19 protein-coding genes and 1 tRNA gene are annotated in these 23,061 nt (G+C 70.4%); 11 read left to right on the top strand and 9 right to left on the bottom strand.

Annotated elements, in window-relative coordinates; genetic code table 11:
• Positions 1-70: 70 nt before the first annotated feature.
• The 4 genes from SAVERM_RS19155 (at position 71) to SAVERM_RS19140 (ending at position 4,261) form a co-directional block, all read left to right on the top strand.
• Positions 71-931, top strand: coding sequence for a bifunctional DNA primase/polymerase (locus SAVERM_RS19155; protein WP_010985143.1), 861 nt, complete (start codon positions 71-73; stop codon positions 929-931).
• Positions 932-933: 2 nt separating this feature from the next.
• Positions 934-2,409, top strand: coding sequence for a hypothetical protein (locus SAVERM_RS19150; protein ID WP_010985142.1), 1,476 nt, complete (start codon positions 934-936; stop codon positions 2,407-2,409).
• Between the two features lie 470 nt (positions 2,410-2,879).
• A complete protein-coding gene (locus SAVERM_RS19145) occupies positions 2,880-3,080 on the top strand; it encodes a helix-turn-helix domain-containing protein (RefSeq protein ID WP_010985140.1) in 201 nt (66 codons plus the stop codon).
• Positions 3,080-4,261 (top strand): tyrosine-type recombinase/integrase, encoded by a 1,182-nt coding sequence (locus SAVERM_RS19140; protein ID WP_010985139.1) that lies wholly within the window; start codon positions 3,080-3,082, stop codon positions 4,259-4,261. The genes SAVERM_RS19145 and SAVERM_RS19140 overlap by 1 nt, the downstream gene beginning before the upstream one ends.
• A gap of 60 nt (positions 4,262-4,321) precedes the next feature.
• Here SAVERM_RS19140 and SAVERM_RS19135 read toward each other — a convergent pair whose 3' ends face one another.
• The 4 genes from SAVERM_RS19135 to SAVERM_RS19120 form a co-directional block, all read right to left on the bottom strand.
• Positions 4,322-4,543 (bottom strand): hypothetical protein, encoded by a 222-nt coding sequence (locus SAVERM_RS19135; protein WP_037644772.1) that lies wholly within the window; start codon positions 4,541-4,543, stop codon positions 4,322-4,324.
• Positions 4,544-4,969: 426 nt separating this feature from the next.
• Positions 4,970-5,045 (bottom strand) — tRNA-Arg (locus SAVERM_RS19130).
• Between the two features lie 416 nt (positions 5,046-5,461).
• Positions 5,462-6,496, bottom strand: coding sequence for a zinc-dependent alcohol dehydrogenase family protein (locus SAVERM_RS19125; RefSeq protein ID WP_010985138.1), 1,035 nt, complete (start codon positions 6,494-6,496; stop codon positions 5,462-5,464).
• A gap of 567 nt (positions 6,497-7,063) precedes the next feature.
• Complete coding sequence (locus SAVERM_RS19120; RefSeq protein ID WP_010985137.1) at positions 7,064-9,085, bottom strand: acyl-CoA dehydrogenase family protein; 2,022 nt, start codon at positions 9,083-9,085, stop codon at positions 7,064-7,066.
• Between the two features lie 444 nt (positions 9,086-9,529).
• On the opposite strand from SAVERM_RS19120, the gene SAVERM_RS19115 reads away from it, so the two are divergent.
• The 3 genes from SAVERM_RS19115 to SAVERM_RS45585 all read left to right on the top strand — a co-directional run bounded on the left by SAVERM_RS19115 (position 9,530) and on the right by SAVERM_RS45585 (position 12,678).
• Positions 9,530-10,234: a ScbR family autoregulator-binding transcription factor gene (locus SAVERM_RS19115; protein ID WP_010985136.1), complete on the top strand. Its 705-nt coding sequence runs from the start codon at positions 9,530-9,532 to the stop codon at positions 10,232-10,234.
• A 287-nt stretch (positions 10,235-10,521) separates the two neighbouring features.
• On the top strand, positions 10,522-11,748 hold the full coding sequence (locus SAVERM_RS19110) for a cytochrome P450 family protein (protein WP_037645123.1): 1,227 nt from the start codon (positions 10,522-10,524) through the stop codon (positions 11,746-11,748).
• A 66-nt stretch (positions 11,749-11,814) separates the two neighbouring features.
• Complete coding sequence (locus SAVERM_RS45585) at positions 11,815-12,678, top strand: helix-turn-helix domain-containing protein (RefSeq protein ID WP_010985134.1); 864 nt, start codon at positions 11,815-11,817, stop codon at positions 12,676-12,678.
• Between the two features lie 42 nt (positions 12,679-12,720).
• Here SAVERM_RS45585 and SAVERM_RS19100 read toward each other — a convergent pair whose 3' ends face one another.
• The 3 genes from SAVERM_RS19100 to SAVERM_RS19090 all read right to left on the bottom strand — a co-directional run bounded on the left by SAVERM_RS19100 (position 12,721) and on the right by SAVERM_RS19090 (position 16,727).
• On the bottom strand, positions 12,721-13,377 hold the full coding sequence (locus SAVERM_RS19100) for a ScbR family autoregulator-binding transcription factor (RefSeq protein WP_010985133.1): 657 nt from the start codon (positions 13,375-13,377) through the stop codon (positions 12,721-12,723).
• 191 nt (positions 13,378-13,568) lie between these two features.
• The gene (locus tag SAVERM_RS19095) at positions 13,569-15,287 is read right to left on the bottom strand and encodes an IclR family transcriptional regulator domain-containing protein (RefSeq protein ID WP_010985132.1); all 1,719 of its coding nucleotides are present in this window, start codon (positions 15,285-15,287) and stop codon (positions 13,569-13,571) included.
• A gap of 165 nt (positions 15,288-15,452) precedes the next feature.
• The gene (locus SAVERM_RS19090) at positions 15,453-16,727 is read right to left on the bottom strand and encodes a M6 family metalloprotease domain-containing protein (RefSeq protein WP_037644775.1); all 1,275 of its coding nucleotides are present in this window, start codon (positions 16,725-16,727) and stop codon (positions 15,453-15,455) included.
• 283 nt (positions 16,728-17,010) lie between these two features.
• On the opposite strand from SAVERM_RS19090, the gene SAVERM_RS19085 reads away from it, so the two are divergent.
• A complete protein-coding gene (locus tag SAVERM_RS19085; RefSeq protein WP_010985130.1) occupies positions 17,011-17,655 on the top strand; it encodes a TetR/AcrR family transcriptional regulator in 645 nt (214 codons plus the stop codon).
• Positions 17,656-17,871: 216 nt separating this feature from the next.
• Positions 17,872-19,422 carry an MFS transporter gene (locus tag SAVERM_RS19080; RefSeq protein WP_010985129.1) on the top strand — a complete coding sequence of 517 codons (1,551 nt, stop codon included), beginning with the start codon at positions 17,872-17,874 and terminating at the stop codon, positions 19,420-19,422.
• A 100-nt stretch (positions 19,423-19,522) separates the two neighbouring features.
• On the opposite strand, the gene SAVERM_RS19075 is transcribed toward SAVERM_RS19080, so the two are convergent.
• Positions 19,523-20,068 carry a MarR family winged helix-turn-helix transcriptional regulator gene (locus SAVERM_RS19075; RefSeq protein ID WP_037644777.1) on the bottom strand — a complete coding sequence of 182 codons (546 nt, stop codon included), beginning with the start codon at positions 20,066-20,068 and terminating at the stop codon, positions 19,523-19,525.
• Positions 20,069-20,218: 150 nt separating this feature from the next.
• On the opposite strand from SAVERM_RS19075, the gene SAVERM_RS19070 reads away from it, so the two are divergent.
• Positions 20,219-21,004: a dioxygenase family protein gene (locus SAVERM_RS19070; protein WP_037644779.1), complete on the top strand. Its 786-nt coding sequence runs from the start codon at positions 20,219-20,221 to the stop codon at positions 21,002-21,004.
• A gap of 29 nt (positions 21,005-21,033) precedes the next feature.
• On the opposite strand, the gene SAVERM_RS19065 is transcribed toward SAVERM_RS19070, so the two are convergent.
• On the bottom strand, positions 21,034-21,552 hold the full coding sequence (locus SAVERM_RS19065; RefSeq protein WP_010985126.1) for a GNAT family N-acetyltransferase: 519 nt from the start codon (positions 21,550-21,552) through the stop codon (positions 21,034-21,036).
• Between the two features lie 171 nt (positions 21,553-21,723).
• Between SAVERM_RS19065 and SAVERM_RS19060 the strand changes: the two genes are divergently transcribed.
• Positions 21,724-22,719, top strand: coding sequence for a sigma-70 family RNA polymerase sigma factor (locus SAVERM_RS19060; protein ID WP_010985125.1), 996 nt, complete (start codon positions 21,724-21,726; stop codon positions 22,717-22,719).
• The last annotated feature ends 342 nt before the right edge of the window (positions 22,720-23,061 follow it).

Raw genomic sequence — 23,061 nt, 5'->3', positions numbered from 1 at the left:
CCCCATCCGACCAAGAACACGGGGCCGCCCTCCTCACCAGCACCCTGCAACAGGACTGGAGACACCCAGCATGACCCAACCCACCGACATTCGGACAGAGCACCTGGCTACTGCTCTCTCCCTGGCAGCCTCCGGCATCCCGGTCCTGCCGCTGCGAGCAGGGAAGGTGCCCTTCGGCAACTGCCACCGCTGCACAGACAACGCATGCGGGGGCCGGCCCAACATGAAGAACGCCGGGCCGTGCGCCTGCCCCGGCCCCTGCCACGCATGGGCGGCCGCGACCACGGACCCGGACGTCATCCAGTCCGGCGTCTGGCGGCGCGCATGGATGCGGGCGAGCGCGGTCGCCTACCACCCCGGCGGAGCCTGGCTGACAGTCGTGGACCTCGACAACGCCGAGGCCGTGACGTGGGCACGCGAAACCCTGCCAGCCACACAGACCGTGCCCACCACCCGCGGTGAGCACTGGATCTACCTCGGGCCGATGCAGTCCACCAACGCGGTCCGGCCCGGCGTCGACATCAAATCCACGATGGCCTACGCCCGCTACCTCGGCCCCGGCACCGGCCGCATGGCGGCCCTGCCGGACGCCGTACGCGCGCTGACCGTGAAGAACCCCACCACGGCCCGGCCCGCGCCCCAGGCCATCACCGTGCCCGCCCTGGCCGGGGGTGGGGAGTGCCGGCACCGCACGCCCACCTACCTCGAGCGTGGCATCGCCATGGCAGAGCAGCGCATCACCGCGGCTTCCAGTGCGGTGCACGCCACCGTCTACCGGACGTTCCTCGCCGTGCTGTCCACGCACGGTCGATGCGGCTGCCTCACCGACACCCACATGGCGCGGCTGTTCGCCGCCGCTCAGGCAAAGGGCGAATCGGCCCGGCATTGCACCGACGCATGGACCAACGCCCGTACCAGGTTGGGACTGTGAGCATGGCCGACGACGAGACGAACCCCGCCCGCAAGGTCATCACCGACTACGCGCAAGCGCACTTCCGGTACTTCCGCACCGCTGACGGCACCGTGTACGCGCAGCGGAACGGCCACCCCGTGGCCCGCCCGATCCGCTCCCAGGGCACCACGGGCAGCCACCGGCAGGAACTCATGGTCGGCCTGTTCAGGGACGGGCGCGGCGTGTTCAACGGATCCGCCCTCAAGGAGGCGTTGGACCTGATCGAAGCACTGGCCCTGTACGAGGACGTCCAACCCGTCCACATCCGTGTCGCCCCTGGATTCGACGGGGCGACGTGGCTGGACCTGGGCCGCGACGATGGGCAATCCGTCCGCATCCACCCTACCGGCTGGGACATCCTCACCCCCGACCCGCGAGAAGTCTGCTGGCGGCGCACGCAACTCACCGGGGAACTGCCCCTGCCGGCCAAGGACACGGGCGGCAAGGGCATCGACCTCTTGATGCGGTTGTGCAACTTCGCCAACGCTGAGACCGAGTGCCTGGCCATTGTGTGGCTGATCGGCTGTCTCGGGCCATCGGTGCCCGTGCCCGCGCCGTTCCTCACCGGCCCGCAGGGTGCGGGCAAGTCGACCGGTGGGCGGATGCTCGTGCGGATCGTTGAGGGGATGAGCGGTGACCTGCGCCGGGCTCCGAAGGACGAGGAGAACCTGATCGCAGCGGTCGCCGCAGGGTGGGTCACCGCGCTGGACAACCTCTCCCACATGACGCCGGATCTGTCTGACGCCATGTGCTGCATCGTGACTGGCGCCGAGAGCGTCAAGCGTGCGCTGTTCACCGACGGGGACGTGTTCCGCGTCGGTTACCGCCGGCCCCTGCTCCTGACCGGTATCGACGTGGGCGTCATCCGGCCCGACCTTGCTGAAAGGCTCCTGCCGCTGCGGTTGGAGCGGCCCCGCGTCCGGCGCACCGAGGCCGAACTGTGGTCGGAGTATGCGGAAGTTCTGCCCGTCGTCCTCGGCTCGCTGCTGGATCTCACCGTGAAGGTCCGCGCGGTCGCAGCGGAGACCCCGACCGATCTGCGGATGGCGGATTTCGCGCACCTGTGCGCGCAGTTCGATGCGGCAACCGGCCTGGGAGCGCTCGCCGCGTACCGGGCCAGTCTGGACGACCTGAACGACGACGTGATCGAGGGAGATCTCCTCGCACAGACCGTTCTTCGGCATGCCGACACCATCGAGCCGGGCGGGGCGCAGCGGATGACGTCCACGGAGTGGCTGCACTGTCTCAGTCGCCTCTACAGCGGCGAAGATCTTCGTGCCTTGCCCAAGGGGTGGCCGACGACGGGCAAGGTCCTCTCCGACCGTCTCAAACGCCTCCAACCGACCCTGGCCGCCCGGGGCGTCCTCATCGACACGGGCCGCACCAGCGAGGGCCGCTACCTCGAAATGACCCGGACGGCCCCCGTACCCCCACATCAGCAGCAGCGGATGCACTGACCCGCGCCCGTTTCGCCCGGACAAGCAAGAGGAGCACCACCGGCCGGGCGTGCTCCTCTTGCTGTTCGGCGCACGCGACGCCCAAGGGGCGCGCCGCGCAGCGGCTCCTTCCTCATGCTCTGACCCGCACCGCACCACAACAGACACCCCCTCTTTTGTCCTAAGAGGGAAGACGCTGCGTCATCTGCGTCATGGAGGCCGGAAAACGGCACCTGAACTGCGAAAACGTCCATGACGCAGACGGCGGAGTCTGCGTCATCTGCGTCATCTGCGTCATGGGATGCGTCGCGGGTGACGTGCCGATGACGCACCTCCGAGCCGCTGCGTCACACAAAACCGCAGCTCAGAAGCCTGAATGACGCTGATGACGCAATGACGCAGAAATCCGCACCTCGGACACATGCGGGCTCCTGAGAAGCCCCTGAATCCGACTCCACTCGCAGGCTCCGCCCTCTCCGGGAGATCCCAACGTGCTGACCGTCGTCACGAGCGAACCCCAAGCCCTCACCGTTCCGGAGGTCATGACCGCTCTGAGGCTTAGCCGCAGCAAGGTCTACGACCTGATCCGCTCCAAGCAGCTCCCGAGCTACACCTCCGGCCGTGCCCGCCGCGTCCCGGTCGACGCCGTACGCCACTACATGCAGGACCGACTTGAGGAGAACGCAGCCTGATGGCCCCCCGCAAGAGAAACCCCAACGGCTCCGGCAGCATCTGGCAGCGCAAGGACGGGCGTTACGAGGCGCGCGTCTACGTCCCCCAGCCTGACGGCACCCGCAAGCGCAAGACTGTCTACGGCACCACGTGGGAAGAGTGCGACACCAAGCGCCAGGAACTGGTCCTGCGCGATCGCCAGGGCATTCCGACGCCCACAAGGTCCGCCAAGCTCTCCGAGTGGCTTCCGTATTGGCTGAAGCACTACGTCGAACCGCGCCGCAAGCTCAGCACGTACGACAAGTATGAGGTGCAGGTCCGGCTCTACCTGGTGCCCCTGCTGGGCACGAGGCGGCTGGAGTCGTTGAGCGTGGCAGACGTGCGCCGCTTCATCACCCGCGTGCAGAACGCACACACGGCCGCGACCGCGAAGGAGTCGCATCGAGTGCTGCGTACGGCGCTCACGGCGGCTGTGCGCGAGGAACTGATCACGCGGAACGTTGCGTCGCTGGTCGAGCCGCCGCGCGTCAAGCAGCGGGAGATCCGCCCCTGGTCGCTGGAGGAGACGCTGAGCTTCCTTGAAGCCGCGCGGAGCGATCCGCTGTACGCGGCATTCGTGCTGGCCATTGCCATGGGGCTTCGGCGCGGCGAGCTGGGGGGCCTGCGCTGGTCGGATGTGGACCTGGACAACCGCGTCGTGCACGTCCGTCAACAGACGCAGCGTCGCAGGGGAACGCTGTACGACGACGATCCCAAGAGCCGCCGCATCCGCGTCGTGCCGATGCCCGCGCTGTGCATCGCACCGCTGCGGTGGCACCGGCTGCGACAGCGGGAGACGTTCGCGCGCACGGGCGTTGCCTGGTGCGAGGCCGGCTACGTCTTCGCCACGCGGAACGGCCGGCCGGTCGAGCCGCGGAACGTGTACCGGTCTTTCACGCGGGTCGCGGCTGACGCAGGGCTGAGGGTGGTCCGGCTGCACGACGCGCGGCACGGCTGCGCCACGCTACTGACCGCGGCCGGCGTCGCGCCGCGGGTCATCATGGAAATCCTCGGGCACAGCCAGATCAGCATCACGATGGACGTGTACACGCACGTCGTGCATGACACCCAGCGGGAGGCGATCAGTCACATGGACCGGTTGCTCAAGCGTCGTCTGCCCACCAGCCTGAGCGGCGGAGCTGGATCAATAGAGTTTCCTTAACGGAAAAGCCCCCGCCTCGGACACCGGCGGGGGCTCAAATCCCGGGAGCGTTCGCCCTGATCACTCCCGGAGGAGATACTCCAGGGCCTTGATCCCGAGCGTGAAGACGACTACGGCCGCCGCTGCTCCGGCGCCGGTCGCGCCATAGAAGGTGAAGTCGCCCGCACGCGCAGCAAAGATCCCGGTGACAAGCCCGGCGATAACAGCGCCGAGGGCGAGCAGTGTGAGGTGCATCGCCCGGTGAACCAGCCCGCGATCAATCGCTTGCTGTGTACGGTGCATGGAAGGGTCCCGTCTCTGAGAACTGACTCGTGGCCCGAGAAGAGCCCGCCGGATGCCGTAGGAAGCCCGGCGGGCTCTCTGTTCGAGATAGCTGAATCTTGGCGAGCGGGTGCCTGAAATTGCCAACGGAACCGGCGATTTGCGAGGTTACTCACCACTCGCAAAAACTAGGGCTTCCTGTCGCTTGAGCGCTTGTGACGCGTGGTATGGATGCCAGGCGTGTCCGCTGCCAAGCGTAGGGAAGTGCTTCGGCGGCTGGCGTAAGCGATCGCGTGACCTGAGCGGAGGCGACCGCGTACGAGCGATTGGTAGTGCGCGCTACAGAGGATCCGGATGTGCTCCGGGCGGAGACTGAGACTGAGACGACTGCCGTCAAAGAGTGCCGTCAAAAGGCCCCGGACCATGATCGGTCCGGGGCCTTTGGCCTGGTGCCCCCGGCAGGATTCGAACCTGCGACACCCGCTTTAGGAGAGCGGTGCTCTATCCCCTGAGCTACGAAGGCGGGGATCTGTCGAAACCGTTTCTGGGATTGGTCCAGGTGGGTCCCGGCAGTGGTGTGGTGGCGCGGTCGGCGTACGGCTGTGCCACCGCCGACAGTGTAGCGGGTGGCGCTCGGGCGTCTGTCGTGCCGGAGCCACGGCTGACCCGAAATCGATGGCACGAGCGGTGGGTCGTGGTGGGGCGGGCTTCGTTCACAGCGGCGAGACCGCGGGGGCGTCCGTACGGTCAGGTATCGAGATCTTCGGTGATGTGCCAGAACGTCGGTCGATCTTGGCCCGTTGTCCGTTGTCCGTTGTCCGTGGTTCATGGTTCATGGGACGGGGGTGGCGCGGTGAGTGGCGCGTATCCGGTCGCGTAGGTGGCGAGGGAAGCCCCTGCCCAGGGGGCGGGCAGGGGGTTGGGGGTGCTGCGGTTGCCTCAGGGGCGGATGAGTACCTTGAGTGCCTCGCGGTCGTCCATGGCGCGGTAGCCGGCCGGGACGTCGTCGAGGCCGACGGTGCGGTCGAAGACCCGGCCCGGCTCGACCTTTCCCTCGAGGACGTCGGGCAGGAGTTCGTCGATGTAGGCGCGGGCCGGTGCCACGCCGCCCGTGAGGGTGATGTTGTTCATGAACTCCTGGAAGCCCAGCGGAACGTCGTCGTACTGCGGTGCGCCGACCCGGCTGACCGTGCCGCCCGCGCGGACCACGCCGAGCGACATCTGAAGGGCGGGCAGCGTGCCGACGCACTCCAGCACGGTGTGGGTGCCGTCGCCGCCGGTCAGTTCGCGGACGCGCTCGATGCCTTCTTCGCCGCGTTCCGGTACGACATCGGTGGCACCGAAGTCCCGGCCCAGGTCGGTGCGGTCCTTGTGCCGGCCCATGAGGATGATCCGCTCGGCGCCGAGCCGTCTGGCGGCCAGTACCGCCGACAGGCCGACCGCGCCGTCACCGACCACCGTCACGGTGGTGCGGGGGTCGACTCCGGCCGTCACGGCGCTGTGGTGGCCGGTGCAGAACACGTCCGACAGGGTGAGCAATGAGGGCAGCAGGGCGGAGTCCTCGGCGACGGGCAACTTGACCAGCGTGCCCTGCGCCTGCGGGACCCGTACGGCCTCGCCCTGGCCGCCGTCCACACCGTCGGCGGCCCACCAGCCACCGTGCCGGCAGCTGGTGTGCAGGCCCTCGGCGCAGAAGTCGCAGGTGTTGTCCGACCAGACGAACGGCGCGACCACCAGGTCCCCGTTCTTCAGTCCGGACACGTCAGAGCCGACGTCCTCGACGACGCCGAGGAACTCGTGGCCGATGCGCTCGCCCTGCTCGGTGGCCGGCCGCGACTTGTAGGGCCACAGGTCGCTGCCGCAGATGCAGGAACGCAGTACGCGTACGACGGCGTCGGTGGGCTGCTGGATCTTCGGGTCCGGCACGTCTTCCACGCGCACGTCCCCGGCACCGTAAATCAGTGTTGCTCGCATGAGGTTCTTCCGATCGCTGTTGCTGATACGGAGTGGCGGGTGTGTCTGTGCTGCACTGCCTCGGTGCTTCAGCAGCGGCCCCCCTCCGGCGCGGGCAGGGCGCCATGCCCCTGCGTCCCCAGGCCGACGACGCCGACCTCGGGCGGCCCTTTCCGGCCCGGCGTGGTGCGCATGCGCTCTTCCTCTCCGCCTCTCGTCGGCCGGCAGCCTCAGCGGGAGCGGGCTTGGTGTTGCCCGGCGGGCTGGTGCCGGCGCTGCTGCTCCGGGCCGGGCGGATCCCGCGCGGGTGCGCCCGCGCCCAAGGGGGCACGCACCGGCACGCACCGTCACGCGCCGCCCAGCCTGCTGAACGGGCTCGCCGCGTGGCAGGCAGCGGTCAGCCGGGGAGTGGTGTTCCGGGGCGTGTCACGCCCCCCACAAGCCTGCCGTGCAGGTCACGGCACCGCCACACCGAACGGCACGAAGAGTGAGCGGCGGGCATGGCTCGGGGGCGGGCGGGCTGTCGGGTGGGCTGCTTCAGGCTCCTGTTCGCTTCGGCCGCTGCGGGCGCGTGCCCGGGGTCGCAGCTCAGGGGGAGGCCGGCGAGACCAGTGGCCATTCCTCCGCCGACTGCTCCAGCGTGCGGACGATCGTGCCGCCGCTGGCGATGGGGATCGCGGAGAGCATCTCGGCCGGGAAGTCGAACGCGTCGACCAGCGTCATCAGGTGCGGGGCCAGGTCGTCGTACACGCTGTCGAGGGCCCTCGGCAGCGCCCGTACGTGGTCCGCCGTCAGATGGCCCTCGGCGAGCAGGTCACCGGTGTGGTCGCGGAGCCGGCGGAGCAGGAACAGCCGGCACAGGGAGCGCAGCAGGAAGCGCGCCGTGGGGTCCGTCGCCCGCTCGGCCGCGGCGATGAGCGCGTCGGCGGCCTGGAGACGGGCGTGCGCGGAGACCATTTCGAGGGCGGCGGTCGACGTGCCGTTCCACCGGCCGACCGGATCGCCCGCCGGGCCGTCACGCAGGTCGGCGCGGGCCCGTGCCTGCCAGATCGCCTCCGCCTCGGCGAGCAGACCGCGCAGGAAGGCCGGGTCGGCGAGCGTGGCGCCGGGAGCGCCGGGAGCGCCGGGAGCGCCGGGAGCGCCGGGAGCGCCGGGAGCGCCGGGAGCGCCGGGAGCGCCGGGAGTGGCGGGTGCGCCGGGTGCGGAGGGAGTGGCGGGCGCGGCGGGGCGGTTGGGCGCGGAGAGTGCGGCGGAGCTGTTGGGTGCGGCGGGGGCCCCGGCCCGGGTGCGGGCCGTCGTGTCGTGGCCGAAGACCATCTCCGCCGCCGCCTTCACCCAGATCACCAGGTTGTCGCCCTCGGCGGTGATGCCGCCCTCGATGTTCGACGCCAGGTCGGAGATGCCGTTGGCCGGGAACAGGCCCTGGGCGCCGCAGCGTTCGCGGCACTCGGTGGTGATCGCCCGCGCCTGCCAGGTGATCCACCCCTTGGCGACCGCCGTCAGCCGCTCGACCTCCTCCCGGTCCTCCTCGGTGCGTGCCGCGAAACGGTCCACCACCGTGCGGTGCAGGAAGGTCATCGCGTACGCCGTCGCCAGCGCGTCGAGCAGCCGGCCATGGTGGCTGCGGTGGGCGGCGACCGGTATCCGCTCCCCGGCCCGCGGGCCCGTCACGAGGCGGCTGTGGGCGTAGCGGACCGCGATGGTCAGCGCGGCGCGCGCCATGCCCAGGGTGCCGGCGCTCATGCACAGCTTTCCCATGGTGACGCGGTTGATGGAGCGCAGGAGGCGTTTGCGCCTGTTGCCGAGGGTGCTGGTCAGGGTGCCGTCGGGGGCGAGTCGTCCGTGGGCGGCCTCCAGAAGCGCCTCGCGCGGCAGCCACTTGTGGTCGAAGGCGGTGAGGGCGTGGTCCACCGGGGTGCCCGTGCGCTCCGGCAGCGGGCGGACCCGTACGCCCGGCAGGAGGCCGGACCGGTCGCCGAGCGGGGTCAGGAAGAGGAAGACGCCCTCGTCCCGGCCGTCGACGACGAGCCGGGCGGCGACCACCGCGCTCTTGGGGCCGCCCGTCGTGCTCGTGTTGGGCATGAACTTCTGCGCGCCCGGCGTCGGTGTGTGCAGATGGAAGCCGCCGCTCGCGCGGTCGAAGACCGCCACGGTCTCCATGGCCGCCACGTCGTTGCCGTGCTCCAGTTCGGTGCAGAGAAACGTTCCGACCTGCTGGAGGGTGGTGAAGGCGGACAGGTCGCGCCCGTTGTCGTCGTGGTCCACGAGGCTGCCGAGGAACAGGTTGTAGTGGATGCTCGCCAACGTGGTCAGGCCCCCGTCGACCGGCCCGATCCACTCGTGCAGCGCGGCCAGCCGGTGCGGGTCGGCGGCGAGCCGCACCGGGTCGTCGACGGTGTCGTTGAGCAGCCGCAGCCGGTCGTACGAGAGTGCGGTGCGCTCGGCGGGGGCCAGGCCGGGCCGGTACGAGAACTCCCGGCCGGAGATCAGCCTGCGCCAGGTGCCGTGCGTCCGCTCGCGGCCGGTCCCCTCGAAGAGCAGGTGTGCCAGGTGGTCGGCGACCGGGTGTCCCGTGGCGACCGGGCCGGCCTCGAACGTCGTAGCGATCATCGAGCTTCTCCCTGGCTTGGGACGGGCTGACGTGAACCACGGGACCCGAGAAGGGCTGAGGAAGGGCTGGAGAGCTGCGGAAGAGCTGCGGAGGAGCTGCGGAAGAGCTGCGGAAGAGCTGGAGGTCAAAGATACGTACTAGACGGTTTTGTCTTCAAGTCCCTCTTGCGGTCAAGGGTCATCCCTTACAAGGGAGTTGGGGGTGAGATATGTGTTTTTGAGTGGTTTGTGAGAGGGCGAGGGGAGCATTGAAAAACCGTTCAGCTGGTTTTATCGTCCCGGTCAGGACCGGGCCTGTCTTCGGCGGTGGAGTGGAGGATCGTCGCTGTTAGGGTGCGAACCGCTTGGTCTTTTCCCGCTGGTCGGGACGGTGTCCCGCGATCCGGACGGTGTCCCACTGGTCGGGACGGTGTCCCGCTGGTCGGGCTGGTGCGGAGGGTGCGTGTGGCGCGGCAGGAGCGAGCCATTCGGACGCGGCAGACGATTCTGGTCGCCGCGGCCGAGGTGTTCGACGAGGTGGGATACGAGGCGGCAACCATCTCCGACGTGCTGAAGCGCTCGGGGGTCACCAAGGGGGCCCTCTACTTCCACTTCACGTCGAAGCAGGAGCTGGCCCAGGCCGTGCTGGCCGAGCAGGTCGCCTCCCTTCCGCGCGTCCCCGAGCAGGAGCTGAAGCTCCAGCAGTCGCTGGACGAGGCGCTGCTGCTCGCCCATCTGCTCAGGGAAGGCACCGGCGATCCGATCGTCCAGGGCAGTGTGCGGCTGACCGTGGACCAGGGCTCGCCCAGGGACCATCTCAACCGGCGGGTCCCGATGCAGGCCTGGACCGAGCACACGCAGTCCCTCTTCGAAGAGGCCAGGGCCAAGGGCGAGATCCTGCCCCACGCCGATGTGGAAGCGCTCGCCAAGCTGTTCGTGGGCGCGTTCACCGGCGTGCAGGTCCTCTCGAGGATCATGACCGGGCGCGCGGACCTGGCGGAGCGGGTGGCCGACCTCTACCGCCATCTGATGCCGTCCTTCGCCATGCCGGGGATCCTGGTCCGCCTGGACTTCTCCCCGGAGCGGGGCTCGCGGGTGTACGAAGCCGCCATGAAGCAGCGGGAGTCGGCGGCAGCGAGTACGACGGACGCGGCACGGACGTTGGAGTGACTGTCCGGCGTGCGCGTCCCGCCGCCCCGGCCAGCCGGACCCGAACGGAACCACCGACCGAACGGAGCGCACGGATGGACATGACCGACATGGCGGAGACGGCCGAGGCGCCCGGGACGGCCGAGGCGCCCGGGACGGCTGAGGCGCCCGGGACGGCCGAGGCGCCCGAGACCGCTGAGGTGTCCGGGACGGCCGAGGCGCCCAGGACAGCGGAGACGGCCGAGGCGCCCGAGACGAACGGAACCAACAGGGTGGCAGAGGGAGTCGGAGCAGCCGGCGTCACCGGGATGAACCAGTGCCCCTACGCCCTGGACGTGACCGGGCGCGATCTGGCGGGCGAGACCGCGCAGCTGCGGACGCGGGGGCCCGCCGTGGAGGTGGAGCTGCCGGGCGGTGTGGCCGCCTGGGCCGTCGTACGGCAGAAGTACGTGAAGCAACTCCTCATGGACGCACGGGTGTCGAAGGACGCGCGACAGCACTGGCCCGCGTTCGTCTCGGGGCAGATAGACGAGGCGTGGCCGCTGTATCCCTGGGTGGCGAACGAGAACATGCTCTTCGCCCACGGGGACCGGCACGCCCGGCTGCGCCGGCTGAACGCGGCCGCCTTCACCGCCCGCCGCACCGAAGCCCTGCGCCCCCGCGTCGAGGAGATCACCGCCGCCCTGCTCGACGGGCTGGCGGACCGACCCGCCGGTGAACAGGTCGACCTGCGCGCCGAGTTCGCCAAGCTGCTGCCCATGCGCGTCATCTGCGAGCTGTTCGGCATCGCCGAGGCGAACCGTGAACCTCTGTGCACGGCACTGGAGCTGGTGTTCGGTACGGCGGTCCCGGCCGACGAGATGGCCGCGGCCCAGGTGAAGGTCTTCGGGATGCTGGCGGAACTGGTCGCCGAGAAGCGGGAGCGCCCCGGCGGCGATCTGACCTCCGCGCTGATCGAGGCCAGGGACGGCGACGACAGCCGCCTGACCGAGCAGGAACTCCTCGGCACCCTCTATCTGATGATCGCCGCGGGCCAGGAGACCACCTGCACGCTCATCACCAACGCCGTCGCCGCCCTGTGCGCCCACCCCGACCAGCTCTCGCACGTGCGGGAGGGGCGCGCCGACTGGGCGGACGTGGTCGGCGAGACCCTGCGCACGCACGGTCCCGCCGCGTACTCGCCGATGCGGTTCGCCATCGACGACATCGAGCTGGACGGCGTGCACATCAAGAAGGGCGATCCGATCCTGGTCTCCTTCGCCGCCGCCGCGGCGGACCCCGAGCCGTACGGGGCGGACGCGGCCGTCTTCGACGTACTGCGGCCCGGCCGCCGCGACGACCTGGCCTTCGGATACGGGGTGCACCGCTGCCTGGGCGCTCCGCTGGCACGCCTGGAGGCGACCACCGCGCTGTCGGCGCTCTTCACGCGCTTCCCGGACCTGACGTCCGTTCAGCCGACGGAAGAGCTCGAGCCCGTACGGTCCTTCATCGTCAACGGGTACGGCTCCCTGCCGGTCGTCCTGCGGCCGCACTGATGCGCGAGAAAACCGCACAAGCGGTTTGTTAAAGTTGCTGGACCCCCATCAGCAACGGAGCGCCCGATGGTCAAGCAGGTCAGACAGGAACGCGCGATCCGCACGCGCAACGCCTTGATCGAGTCCGCCGCCGCGCTCTTCGCCCGGCACGGCTACGAAGTGGTCTCGCTGTCGACGATCAGCGCCAGGGCGGGGGTCAGCAACGGTGCGCTGCACTTCCATTTCCCCAGCAAGGCCGCCCTGGCCGAGGCGGTCGGGGTGGCGGCGGCGCAGCGATTCGGGCGGATCATCGCCGGCGAGGCGCTGCCGGCTCAGCGCGGTGGTGTGCCGGAGCGCGGTGGTGTGCCGGAGCGTGGCGGGTTTGCGGAGCGTGGCGGGTTTGCGCGTCATGAGGGGGCGTCGGCGTACGGGGGGTCGTCCCGTTACGAGGGGGCGCCGGAGCGCGGGGCTTCGCTTCGGCGCATCGAAGCGCCTCGTCGCTGGGATGTGCCCCGGCGTGACGAGGCGGCGTCGAAGCAGGGTGCGGCGTCTCGGCAGAACAGTGCGCTGCAGACGCTGATCGACACGAGTCATGCCCTCCTGCGCGGCCTCGGTCACGATGCCGTGCTGCGGGCGGGGTTCGCGCTGGGGGACGGTGCGGAGGCCGTCGGCCGCGGCGAGGACCTGTACCGCAGATGGCAGGAGTGGGTGACGGAGGTGCTCGCCCGGGCCGAGCGGGAGGGCCTGCTCGCCCGCGACCTGGCCGTCCGGGACGCGGTGACCGCGGTGGTCGGCGCGACGATCGGCTTCGCCGTCCTCGGCGGCCATGAGGGGCAGTGGCTCTCCCGTACCACCCTCACCCGCTTCTGGACGCTGCTGCTGCCACGGCTCGCGACGCCGACGGCGCTGGAGGGGCTGATGGCGTCGGGCAGGCCGCCGGAGACGCGCTGACGGACCCGGGGGCCTGCAGCCGGGGAGCGGCTGCCGTACGGCTCATCCGGCGGTGGTCGCCGGGGTCCGCGTCTCCGCCCGGCTGGGGCACGTCCCGTCCGGGTCCACCGCGGTCAGGGCCGCCGCCGTGGCCGCGCGCGGCAGCAGTACCCGCCAGAACGCGGCCAGCGACTGGCCGGAGAGCCACTCGGGGTCCCGGCGGCCGAGCAGTTCGAAACCGGTGGTCGCGGCCACCACCGCGCTGACCGTGTCGGCGCGGACGAGGCGCCGGGCCAGCAGCCCCTCCTCGGCGGCCTCCGCGAGCAGCTGCTCCACGCAGGTCTGCCATTCCCGGAGCAGATTCAGCGCGCCGCCGCCCGCCGATTCGCAGTTCAGCCGGAAGCCCGCGCGGGCGACGACGTCCCCGCGCAGTCGCTCGGCCAGGGCGTGCGACGTGTTCGTCAGCCGTTGCAGCGCGTTCGTGCCCGGCGGCTGGGCCAGCCAGGCCGCCCGGCGCAGGCTCACCCCCGCCGCCGCCTCCACCGCCCTGGCCACCTCTGCCTTGCTCTCGAAGTGGAAGTGCAGTGCGCCGGGGCTGACACCGGCGCAGGCGCTGATGTCGGCCAGCCTCGCCTGTGTGTAGCCCTGCCGTTCGAAGGCGTGGGCGGCGGAGCGGATGAGGGCGTGGCGGGTGCGGGCGGCGCGTTCCTGTTTCGTCACCGGTGACTCCTCGCGGAAGGCGGCTGACCAGAGGGCCCTGCAAGAAACCAGCATAGCGGTTTGTTTGTGGCGCCCGTCACCACTTCGCCGACGCGGTACCCCCGGAGGCCAGGCACCGGTCACTGCCGCCGCCCGCGCTGCCCGCTGCCGCCGCCGAGCCGTACCGCGCGGCTCGGGCGTCGCGCATGCCGTCAGGCCCCCGGCACCTCCCTGAACCGGCCCGCGATATGCAGATCCGCCTCGATCCGCGAGGCCGTCGCGAGCAGTTCCGGCAGGACCTCCTCGACACATTCCTCGGGCGTACGACGGCTGCTGTGCAGGGCGACGTTCACCGCCGCCACCACCCGCCCCCCGCGCTCCCGCACCGGCACCGCGATCGACCGCAGCCCCTCCTCCAGCTCCCCGTCGACCAGGGCGTATCCGTCCCGCCGTACGCGATCCAGCACGGCCCGCAGTTCTTCCGGGTCCGTGACCGTACGGGGCGTGGGCGCGACCAGGTCGGACGGGTCGGGGAGGTGCGGTTCGGGCAGGTCCGCCAGCATCACCCGGCCCAGCGAGGTCGCGTAGGCGGGCAGTCGCGTACCGACCGTGATGTTGACGCTCATGACGCGGCTGGTGGTGAACCGGGCGGTGTAGCGGATCTCGTCGCCCGCAAGGACCGCGAGCGACGCCGACTCGTGCACCCGCCGCGACAGCGCCGCCAGGTGCGGGGCGGCGACGTCCGGCAGTGTCGTCCGGGACAGTGCCGGGAAGCCGAGGCCGAGGACGCGCGGGGTGAGCCGGAAGACCCCGCTCTGTGCGGTGACGTACCCGAGGTGCTCCAGGGTGATCAGCGCGCGCCGGGCGGTCGCCCGGGCCAGCCCCGTGGCCCGGGCGACCTCCGTGAGCGTCAGCGCGGAGCGTCCCTCCCCGAACGAGGTGATCACCGTGAGACCGCGGGCCAGCGACTCGACGAACTCCCGGCCCAGTTCCTGCTTGGAGGCGCCGGTCCAGGCGGCGAGCCCGGACGGGTCGGCGGGCGCGGCAGGCTCGGCGGGCGGTGCCTCGCGCAGCTCCCGCTCCATCGCGTCGACCGACGTGCGCAGCCGCGGCAGCAGGGCGTCCCGCAGGCCGGCCGCGGTGTGCCGACTGGTGTGGCTCACCACGCTGACGACACAGGCGATACGGCCGTCCGGGTCCCGTACGGGCACGGCGAGGGCCACAAGACCCGGCTCGATCAGCTGGTCGTCCAGTGCCCAGCCCTGCTTTCGGGCCGCCGCCGTACGCTCCTCGAAGTCGTCGCCCAGGGTGCCGCCTCGGCGCCGTCCCGAGGACCTTTCGCCCCTGTCGTCGTCCTCCAGCGGGCGGCTGCGGGCCGGAACCGCCGGAAAGCCGCGGTCCTCGGGGTCCGCCGCCCGCCGCTCGCGCCACCGCTGCCACTCGGCCGCATCCCATTCGGTGGCGAACAGCGGGCCCGGCGCGGTGCGTTCGGCGGGCAGCAGGTCGCCGATGCGGAAGCTCAGGGACATGGCGCGGCGCCGGGTCGCCTGGTGGATGAAGCGGATCCCGTCCCGGTCGCCGACGGCGAGGGACACGGACTCGTCCAGCTCGTCGGCGAGCGCGTCCGCCTGGGCGTGCAGCAGCTTCGGCAGCCGCAGCGCGGCCAGATACGCGTTGCCCAGCTCCATCAGCCGTGGTGCGAGTACGGCGTCCCGGCCGTCCAGTCGTACGTACCCCATGCGCGCCAGCGTCGCCGTGATCCGGTCGACGGTGGACCGGGCGAGCCCGCTGGCCCGCTCCAGGCCGCTGAGGCTGGCCCTCCCGTCGGCCTCCGTGAGCCGCCGCAGGACGGTGATGCCGCGGGTGAGCGGAGCGACGGCCTCGGCGGGTACGGCGGTGCTGTCGGGGGCCGCGGTGACGTTCGGGGACATGCGCTCACGGTAATGCCGCGCCCGCCACGTCCGCCGAGAGACGTACGCCGCCCGGTGGCCGCGCGGAGCACGTGTGCCGAGCCCTCCGCCGTCCTCGTGCCGAGCCCCCCGTCCTCGCCCCTGTCCCCGCCCCGTCCTCGCCCCGTCCTCGCCTGTCCCCTCGACTCAACGCCGCGACACCTGGACCCGGTAGTCCCCGGAGGGGTCCGCCGCGATGACCGTGATGGTGATTCCTCTGGCCGGGTCCTTGAAGGACTCGTCGGCTATGAAGGGGGCGTCCGACAGTTCGGCGTGGACGTTGGGGCTGCGGGTGCAGCCGCCGCTGTCGCGCGTGGAGTCGAACACGTTGATGGGCCCGTTGCCGGTGTCTATGTCCGCGTCGACCTTGTAGATGAGGATGCCGGGGCGGCACACGTCCGCGTCGTTGCCCTCGGGGGTGCGCAGTTCCAGCGCGTACGCCGTGGTGGTGCTGAGGGGCACGACGACGAGCTTGACGCCGCCGGGCCGGGCCAGCGGGGTGAGGGTGTACTCCGCGGTGCCGGGTGCCGAGGCGCAGCGGACCTGGGAGTCGTCCAGCCAGCCGAGCTTCCATTTGTGCCAGGCGAGCAGATCGTTGTCCGCCCCCCAGTCCTCGCTCATGATGTCCCAGTGCCCGACCGCGCCGCCGCCGTCCTGGGTGTAGAGGTCGGGCAGCCCGAAGGTGTGGCCGTTCTCGTGGGGGAGCACCCGGTAGCCGGTCTCCGCGTAGGAGCCGGAGCCGTCGTCCTGGCGGCTGTAGACGAACGACGCGTTGGCCACGGGCACCCCGTCGGCGACCGGCGCCTCGGTGTTGCCCGCGAAGGTCACCGACAGCACGGTGTCCAGGGCGGAGGGGCCCGCGTTCGGGGTGATCAGCACGTTCAGCAGGTCGTACTGGCGGAAGTCCACCTCGGGATCGGCCTCCGCCACTATGTCCTGGACCAGACCGCGGTAGCCGGGGTCGAAGGGTGCGCCGCGTTCGATCCCGTACGCCCCGAAGGGCTTGGGCATCCGGAGCCAGTGGGTGACCGGGGCCTCCGGCCGGTAGTCGAGGCGGCCGTACGAGCTGACCTTGAACCAGTTCTGGGTCTGCGGGAAGAACTCCGCGAGGCGCTCGAGCGCGCTGCCCTGGCCGGGCGCGTCGGAGAAGTCGACCATCAGGGTCAGGGCGCGGACCGTGCCGGTGGAGCGGGAGTAACCGGCCGGGGTCGGGATGCCCTCCGCCATCTGTACGCCCATTCCGCCGCGGATCATGCAGGAGCCGAGCGCCGTGGAGCGGGCCGGTGCGATGGGGCCCGCCGTCGTGGAGCCCGCCGTCAGATGTCCGGTACCGGCGGAGGTGGAGACCGCCAGCGTCAGAACGGTGACCGAGGCGAGCGCGGCGACACGGCGCGGGCGTATCCGGCGGCGGGACGACTGCATACGGGGGCCCTTCGCTCCGCGGCAGCCGCCGGTCTCCGACTGCACCCTTGCGATCACCCTGTGTCGACGGGTTCGGGGGCGCGCGTTGAAGGAGACCGATCGAGCGGTTTACCACCGAAGGGGTGTGACTCAGGTCACATCAAATCTCTTCCGGGTGGGAAATAACCGGGGATGGTTTCCCCGTTTAGCCAGGTGTCCAGCGAAACGGGGAGGGAATCCCCGGATCGCGGGTCACACACGATGAACCATCCGACGATCGACCTCTTGCCTCAAGGAGTACGCCGTGGAGACCGCCGCCCCCGTGCAGCGCCGAGTGCCCCGGCCGCGCGCCGATGCCGTGCGCAACCGGGAGCGGATCGTCACCGCCGCCCGCGAGATGTTCGTCGAGTTCGGCCCGGACGTGCCGCTCGACGAGATCGCCCGCCGGGCCGGCGTCGGCAACGCCACGGTGTACCGCAACTTCCCGGACCGCGATGCCTTGGTGCGGGAAGTCGTCTGCTCGGTCATGGACCGTACGTCGGAGGAGGCCGAGCGCGCGCTCGCCGAGACCGGCGACGCCTTCGAGGCGCTGTCCCGCTTCGTGCACGCCGCCGCCGATGAACGCATCAGCGCGTTGTGCCCGATGGTCTCCAGCACGTTCGACCAGCACCACCCCGATCTGGAAGCGGCAGGTGAACGGATCGAGCAGCTGGTCGCCTCGCTGATGGAGCGCGCCCGCACGGCCGGACAGCTCCGCCCCGATGTGGCCGTCGGCGATCTGATGATCGGCGTGGCCCAGCTCAGCCGCCCGCCCGCCGGAACCGGGTGCATGAGCCTCGACCGCTTCGTCCACCGCCACCTGCAGCTGTTCCTGGACGGGCTGCGGGCCCCGGCCCGCTCCACCCTGCCCGGCACGGCCGCGACCATGGAGGATCTTCGACAGGCCTGACCGACCAGCCGATGACCAGCCGATGAGTTCGGCCTCTTTCACCAGTCACCACTGACGTCAGTCGCCAGTGGCCCGTCACGCGTCACCAGTCACCAGTCACCACCGACGCTGACGCGTCACCAGCGACAGACCACAGACTTCCCGGCCGTCACCGTCGACGAGCCGTGCCCTTTCCCTGACCTTTTTCCGTTACGAAGTACCGAAGTGGGTACCCCCATGTCTGAAACAGCCACGGCAAAGGCGGCGCAGGCCTCCGAGGCCGAAGCCCATTCCAACCGCTGGAAAGCGCTCGTCTTCATCGCGCTCGCCCAGCTGATGGTCGTCCTCGACGCCACCATCGTGAACATCGCGCTTCCGTCCGCCCAGCAGGACCTGGGGATATCGGACGGCAACCGCCAGTGGGTCATCACGGCCTACGCGCTCGCCTTCGGCGGTCTGCTGCTGTTCGGTGGCCGCATCGCCGACCTGTGGGGCCGCAAGCGGACCTTCGTCACCGGTCTGATCGGCTTCGCCGCCGCGTCCGCCCTCGGCGGCGCCGCGCAGGGCGAGGCGACGATGCTCGGGGCCCGTGCCCTCCAGGGCGCGTTCGGCGCGCTGCTCGCGCCCGCCGCGCTCTCCCTCCTGGCCGTGATGTTCACCGATGCCAAGGAGCGCGCCAAGGCGTTCGGCATCTACGGTGCGATCGCCGGTGGCGGTGGCGCCGTCGGCCTGATCCTCGGCGGCTTCCTCACCGAGTACCTCAACTGGCGCTGGACGTTCTTCGTGAACATCCCGTTCGCGATCATCGCGGCGGCCGGTGCGTACTTCGTCATCCGTGAGCCGGCCGGCGGCCGCAACCGTTCGCCGCTCGACATCCCGGGCGTCGTCCTGTCCACCCTCGGTCTGGTCTCCCTGGTCTACGGCTTCACCCGCGCCGAGTCCAACGGCTGGAGCGACTCCACGACGATCGGCATGTTCGTCGCTTCGGCGGTCCTGCTCGCGGCCTTCGTGTTCGTCGAGTCCAAGGTCAAGGCCCCGCTGCTGCCGCTGCGCGTGATCACCGACCGCAACCGCGGCGGCGTGTACCTCTCGCTCGGTCTCGCGATCATCGCGATGTTCGGCCTGTTCCTCTTCCTGACCTACTACCTCCAGATCGTGAAGGGCTACTCGCCGGTCAAGACCGGCTTCGCCTTCCTGCCGATGATCGTGGGCATGATCACGGGCTCCACGCAGATCGGCGCCCGCCTGATGACCCGCGTTCCGGCGCGGCTGCTGATGGGCCCCGGCTTCCTGGCCGCCGCGGTCGGCATGCTGCTGCTGACCCAGCTGGAGATCGGCTCCTCGTACGCGGGGCTGCTCCTGCCGGCCCAGCTGCTGCTCGGCCTCGGCATGGGTACGGCGTTCATGCCGGCCATGTCCCTGGCCACGCTGGGCGTCGAGCCCCGTGACGCCGGTGTCGCCTCCGCGATGGTCAACACCTCGCAGCAGGTGGGTGGCGCGATCGGTACGGCGCTGCTGAACACGATCGCCGCCTCGGCCACCACCTCGTACATCAAGGACCACATCGCCGGTGCGGCCGCCAAGCCGCAGCAGCAGCTGGTCCAGCTGGAGGGCATGGTGCACGGCTACACCAGCGCGATCTGGTTCGCCGTGGGCATCCTCGTGGCCGCCGCGACGATCGCCGCGACCTTCGTCAACGCCGGCCGCCCGGACACCTCCTCGGTCTCCGGCTCGGGTGAGGGCGACGGCGTCGAGGACGAGTTCAAGGTGCCGGTGATCGCCCACTGACACCGGCGGTACCCGCGGCGGTACCCCTTCGGTCTTCGTACGTACGAGGGGTGGGGACGCCTCATACGTACGAACCCCAGGACCTGCCCTGGTTCCGGACTCAGCGGAGCCAGGGCAGGTCCGCGCCCGCCTCCTTCGGCTGGAGTCCCTCGGAGATGATCTGCATGATCTCGCCGAGGGACTTCTGCTGTTCGGGGGAGAGGCGGTCGAAGAGGGCCTGGCGGACGGCCGCGACGTGTCCCGGCGCGGTCTTCCGCAGTACCTCGTACCCCTCGTCGGTGAGGACGGCGAACTGGCCCCGCTTGTCCGAGGGACAGTCCTCGCGCCGCACCCAGCCGCTCTTCTCCAGCCGTGCGATGGCATGCGAGAGGCGGGAGCGCGTGATCTTCGCGCTTATGGCCAGCTCGGTCATCCGCAGCCGCCGCCGTGGTGCCTCGGCGAGCTGGACGAGCAGGCCGTAGTAGATGTGCGGCATGCCCGCGTCGCGCTGGAGCTGGCGGTCGAGGTGATCCTCCAGGAGGGTGACCGCGTGCATGTAGGAGCGCCAGGTGTGCTGTTCGTCCTCGGTGAGCCAGCGTGGCTCCTCTGCGGACGCGGTCGCGGACGTCGACGTTGACGCGGGTGCGGGTGCGGATGCCGTGTTCATGTACCCCACTGTACGAGCCTCCTCCTTGAATATTAAACAAATTGCGCGTAAGCTGTGCGGTGGAAAGCTTGAGACTTCAAATATAGGTTTCGGGCTGCACGCGGCCTTCGTCCAGCGTCGGCCGCCGATCCTCCGAAGGGAGCCGCAGTCATGTCCGCCGCCGCCCAGGAGCGCATGCCCGCGCTCTATCTCAGCCACGGTGCTCCGCCGCTCGCGGACGACCCGATCTGGCCCGGCGAACTCGCCGCCTGGTCGGCGGACCTGCCACGTCCCAGAGCGATCCTCGTGGTCTCCGCTCACTGGGAGGAGGCCCCGCTCGCCCTAGCCGCCACCGAGAGGGTCCCTCTCGTCCACGACTTCTGGGGCTTCCCGGAGCATTACTACCAGGTGCGGTACGACGCTCCCGGCGCCCCCGCGCTCGCCGAGTCGGTCCGCAAGCTGCTGCGCGCCCCCGGCACCCCCGTCCAGGACGTCCCGGACCGCGGCCTCGACCACGGCGCGTACGTCCCGCTGGTGGAGATGTTCCCGGACGCCGACATCCCGGTTCTGCAGATCTCGATGCCGACGCTCGACCCGGTGAAGCTGATGGAGATCGGCCGCAAGCTGGCGCCGCTGCGCGACGAGGGCGTGCTGATCGTCGGCTCCGGCTTCTTCACGCACAACCTGGCGGCCCTGCGCCAGGGCGGCATCCCCTCCTGGTCGGTCGAGTTCGACGACTGGGGACACCGGGCTCTGGACACCCGTGACTGGGACGCACTGCTCGACTTCACCCGCAAGTCCCCGGCCGGCCTGCTGGCCCACCCGCGTACCGAGCACTTCGCTCCGCTCTTCGTGACGATGGGCGCGGCGGACGCGACGGGAGAACTCGACGACCAGAAGTCCGTGATCGACGGCTTCTGGCTGGGGCTGGCGAAGCGGTCGGTGCAGTTCGGCTGAACGGCGTACGGCTGCTGGTCGGCGTACGGCTACAGCTCCCTCTCGTACCAGGCCACGTCCCAGTACCGTCCGAACTTGCGGCCCACCTCCCGGTAGGTGCCGACATGCCGGAACCCGAAGCGTTCATGCAGCCGCGTGGACGCTTCGTTGGGCTGGGCGATGCCCGCGTAGGCGCGGTGGAGATCCTCGCCCGCCAGCGCCTCGAAGAGGGCGCCGTAGAGGAGCGTGCCGATGCCACGGCCAGCCGCGTCCGGGGCGACGTAGACGGTCACCTCGACGGAGGTGGTGTAGGCGGGCTTGGCGCGGAAAGGACTGCTGGTGGCGTACCCAAGAATCTCCTGTGAGTCCGCGCCCGTGGCAACCATCAGCCGGTGCGGTCCGTCTTCAGGGTGGGAGAGCAGCCAAGGGCGGCGCTCTTCCGGCGTGAAGGCGGCGGTATCGAATGTGATGGGCGTCTCACGTACATAGTGGTTGTAGATGTCGGTGAGGGCTTTGAGGTCGGCCTCGACTCCCGACCTGACCTGCACCTCTGTACGTTCCGACGGCATCCCGCCTCCCCTCGTGGCCGGACAGGGTACTGCATGATCAGAAAAATCGAAGGGCGGGTTGGGAATTCTGTCCGGATTCCAGTCGTTGTTTCCTTCGGAAGCGGGGCACCCGGAAGGGTGTCACCAGCGCCACAGGACCATCCGTCAGCCCACCATCGCAAGGGAGCACGCATGGCAACCCGTGCCGTCGCCCGTCGTAAGTCCGCCGCCGGCGGGACCGACGCGGCAAGCAGCGTTCGCGCCGTAGGCGGCGAAATCGCCGACCGCGACCTGGTCGGCATGTACCTCGACGAGATAGCCCGTACGCCACTGCTCGATGCCGCCAAGGAAGTCGAACTGTCCCAGATCATCGAGGCAGGTGTCTTCGCGCGGCAGATCCTCGACGGCGAGGAGGAGCCCAGGGCGGAGGCCACTCGCGAGGAACTCGAATCGCTCGTCGCCGACAGCGAGCGGGCCAAGGACGTCTTCATCAAGTCCAACCTGAGGCTCGTCGTGGCCGTGGCGCGCCGCTACCCCCGTAGCGGGCTCCCGCTGCTCGACCTGATCCAGGAGGGCAACGCGGGCCTGGTGCGCGCGGTCGAGAAGTTCGACTACCGCAAGGGCTTCAAGTTCTCGACGTACGCGACCTGGTGGATCCGGCAGGCCATCACCCGCTCGATCGCCGACCAGTCGCGGACGATCCGTCTGCCCGTCCACCTGGTGGAGGAGCTGGGCCGGATCCGGCGAGTGCAGCGCGAGTTCAACCGGGAGCATGGCCGTGAGCCGGAGCCCGCGGAGATCGCGGCCGAGCTGGACTCGAACCCGGCGCGGGTCACGGACGTCCTGGACTGGGCGCGCGACCCGGTCTCACTGAACATGCATGTCGACGACGAGGGCGAGACGCAGTTCGGCGACCTCCTGGAGGACACGTCGGCGGTATCGCCGGAGCAGTCGGTGCTGACGCTGCTGCGCAGCGAGGAGCTCGACGACCTCATCGGCCGCCTCGACCAGCGCACGGCCTCGATCATCAAGATGCGGTACGGCATCGACGACGGCCGGGAGCGCACGCTGACGGAGGTCGGCAAGGAGCACGGCCTCACACGCGAGCGCATCCGCCAGATCGAGAAGCACGCCCTGCTGGAACTGAAGAAGCTGGCCCGGAGCACCGGGTTCGACGCGGCGGCGTAAGGGGTCTTCGGCGGTTGCCCGGCGGTTGCCCGGCGATCGCTCGAGTGCGGCGGAGGGTGCCTGAGGGGTGCGCCTGAGCGGTGCCCGAGTTCCGGAGGGTGCGTGTCGGATCGGTTGCCCGAGGTCTGGGGTGATGGCCCGCGCGGGCTGCCGAGAAGTGCCTGATCGAGGGTCACGGGTCGGGAGTGCCCGATGGCGGTGTCCCTGCTTGCCCGGGGCGGCCGCTTGAGGGCGGCACGGCGGTTGCGGCGGTTGCTCAACGGGTGAGTCGATGTCGCGGCGGTCGCCTGGCGGTGGGCCCAGGCGGTCGGACGGTGGCGGGCCGTGGCTGCCCGACGGTGG

Source organism: Streptomyces avermitilis MA-4680 = NBRC 14893 (assembly GCF_000009765.2).
GTDB classification, from domain to species: Bacteria; Actinomycetota; Actinomycetes; order Streptomycetales; family Streptomycetaceae; genus Streptomyces; species Streptomyces avermitilis.
The sequence above is the reverse complement of the archived record's forward strand: the minus strand, read 5'-3'. Positions and strand labels throughout refer to the sequence as shown.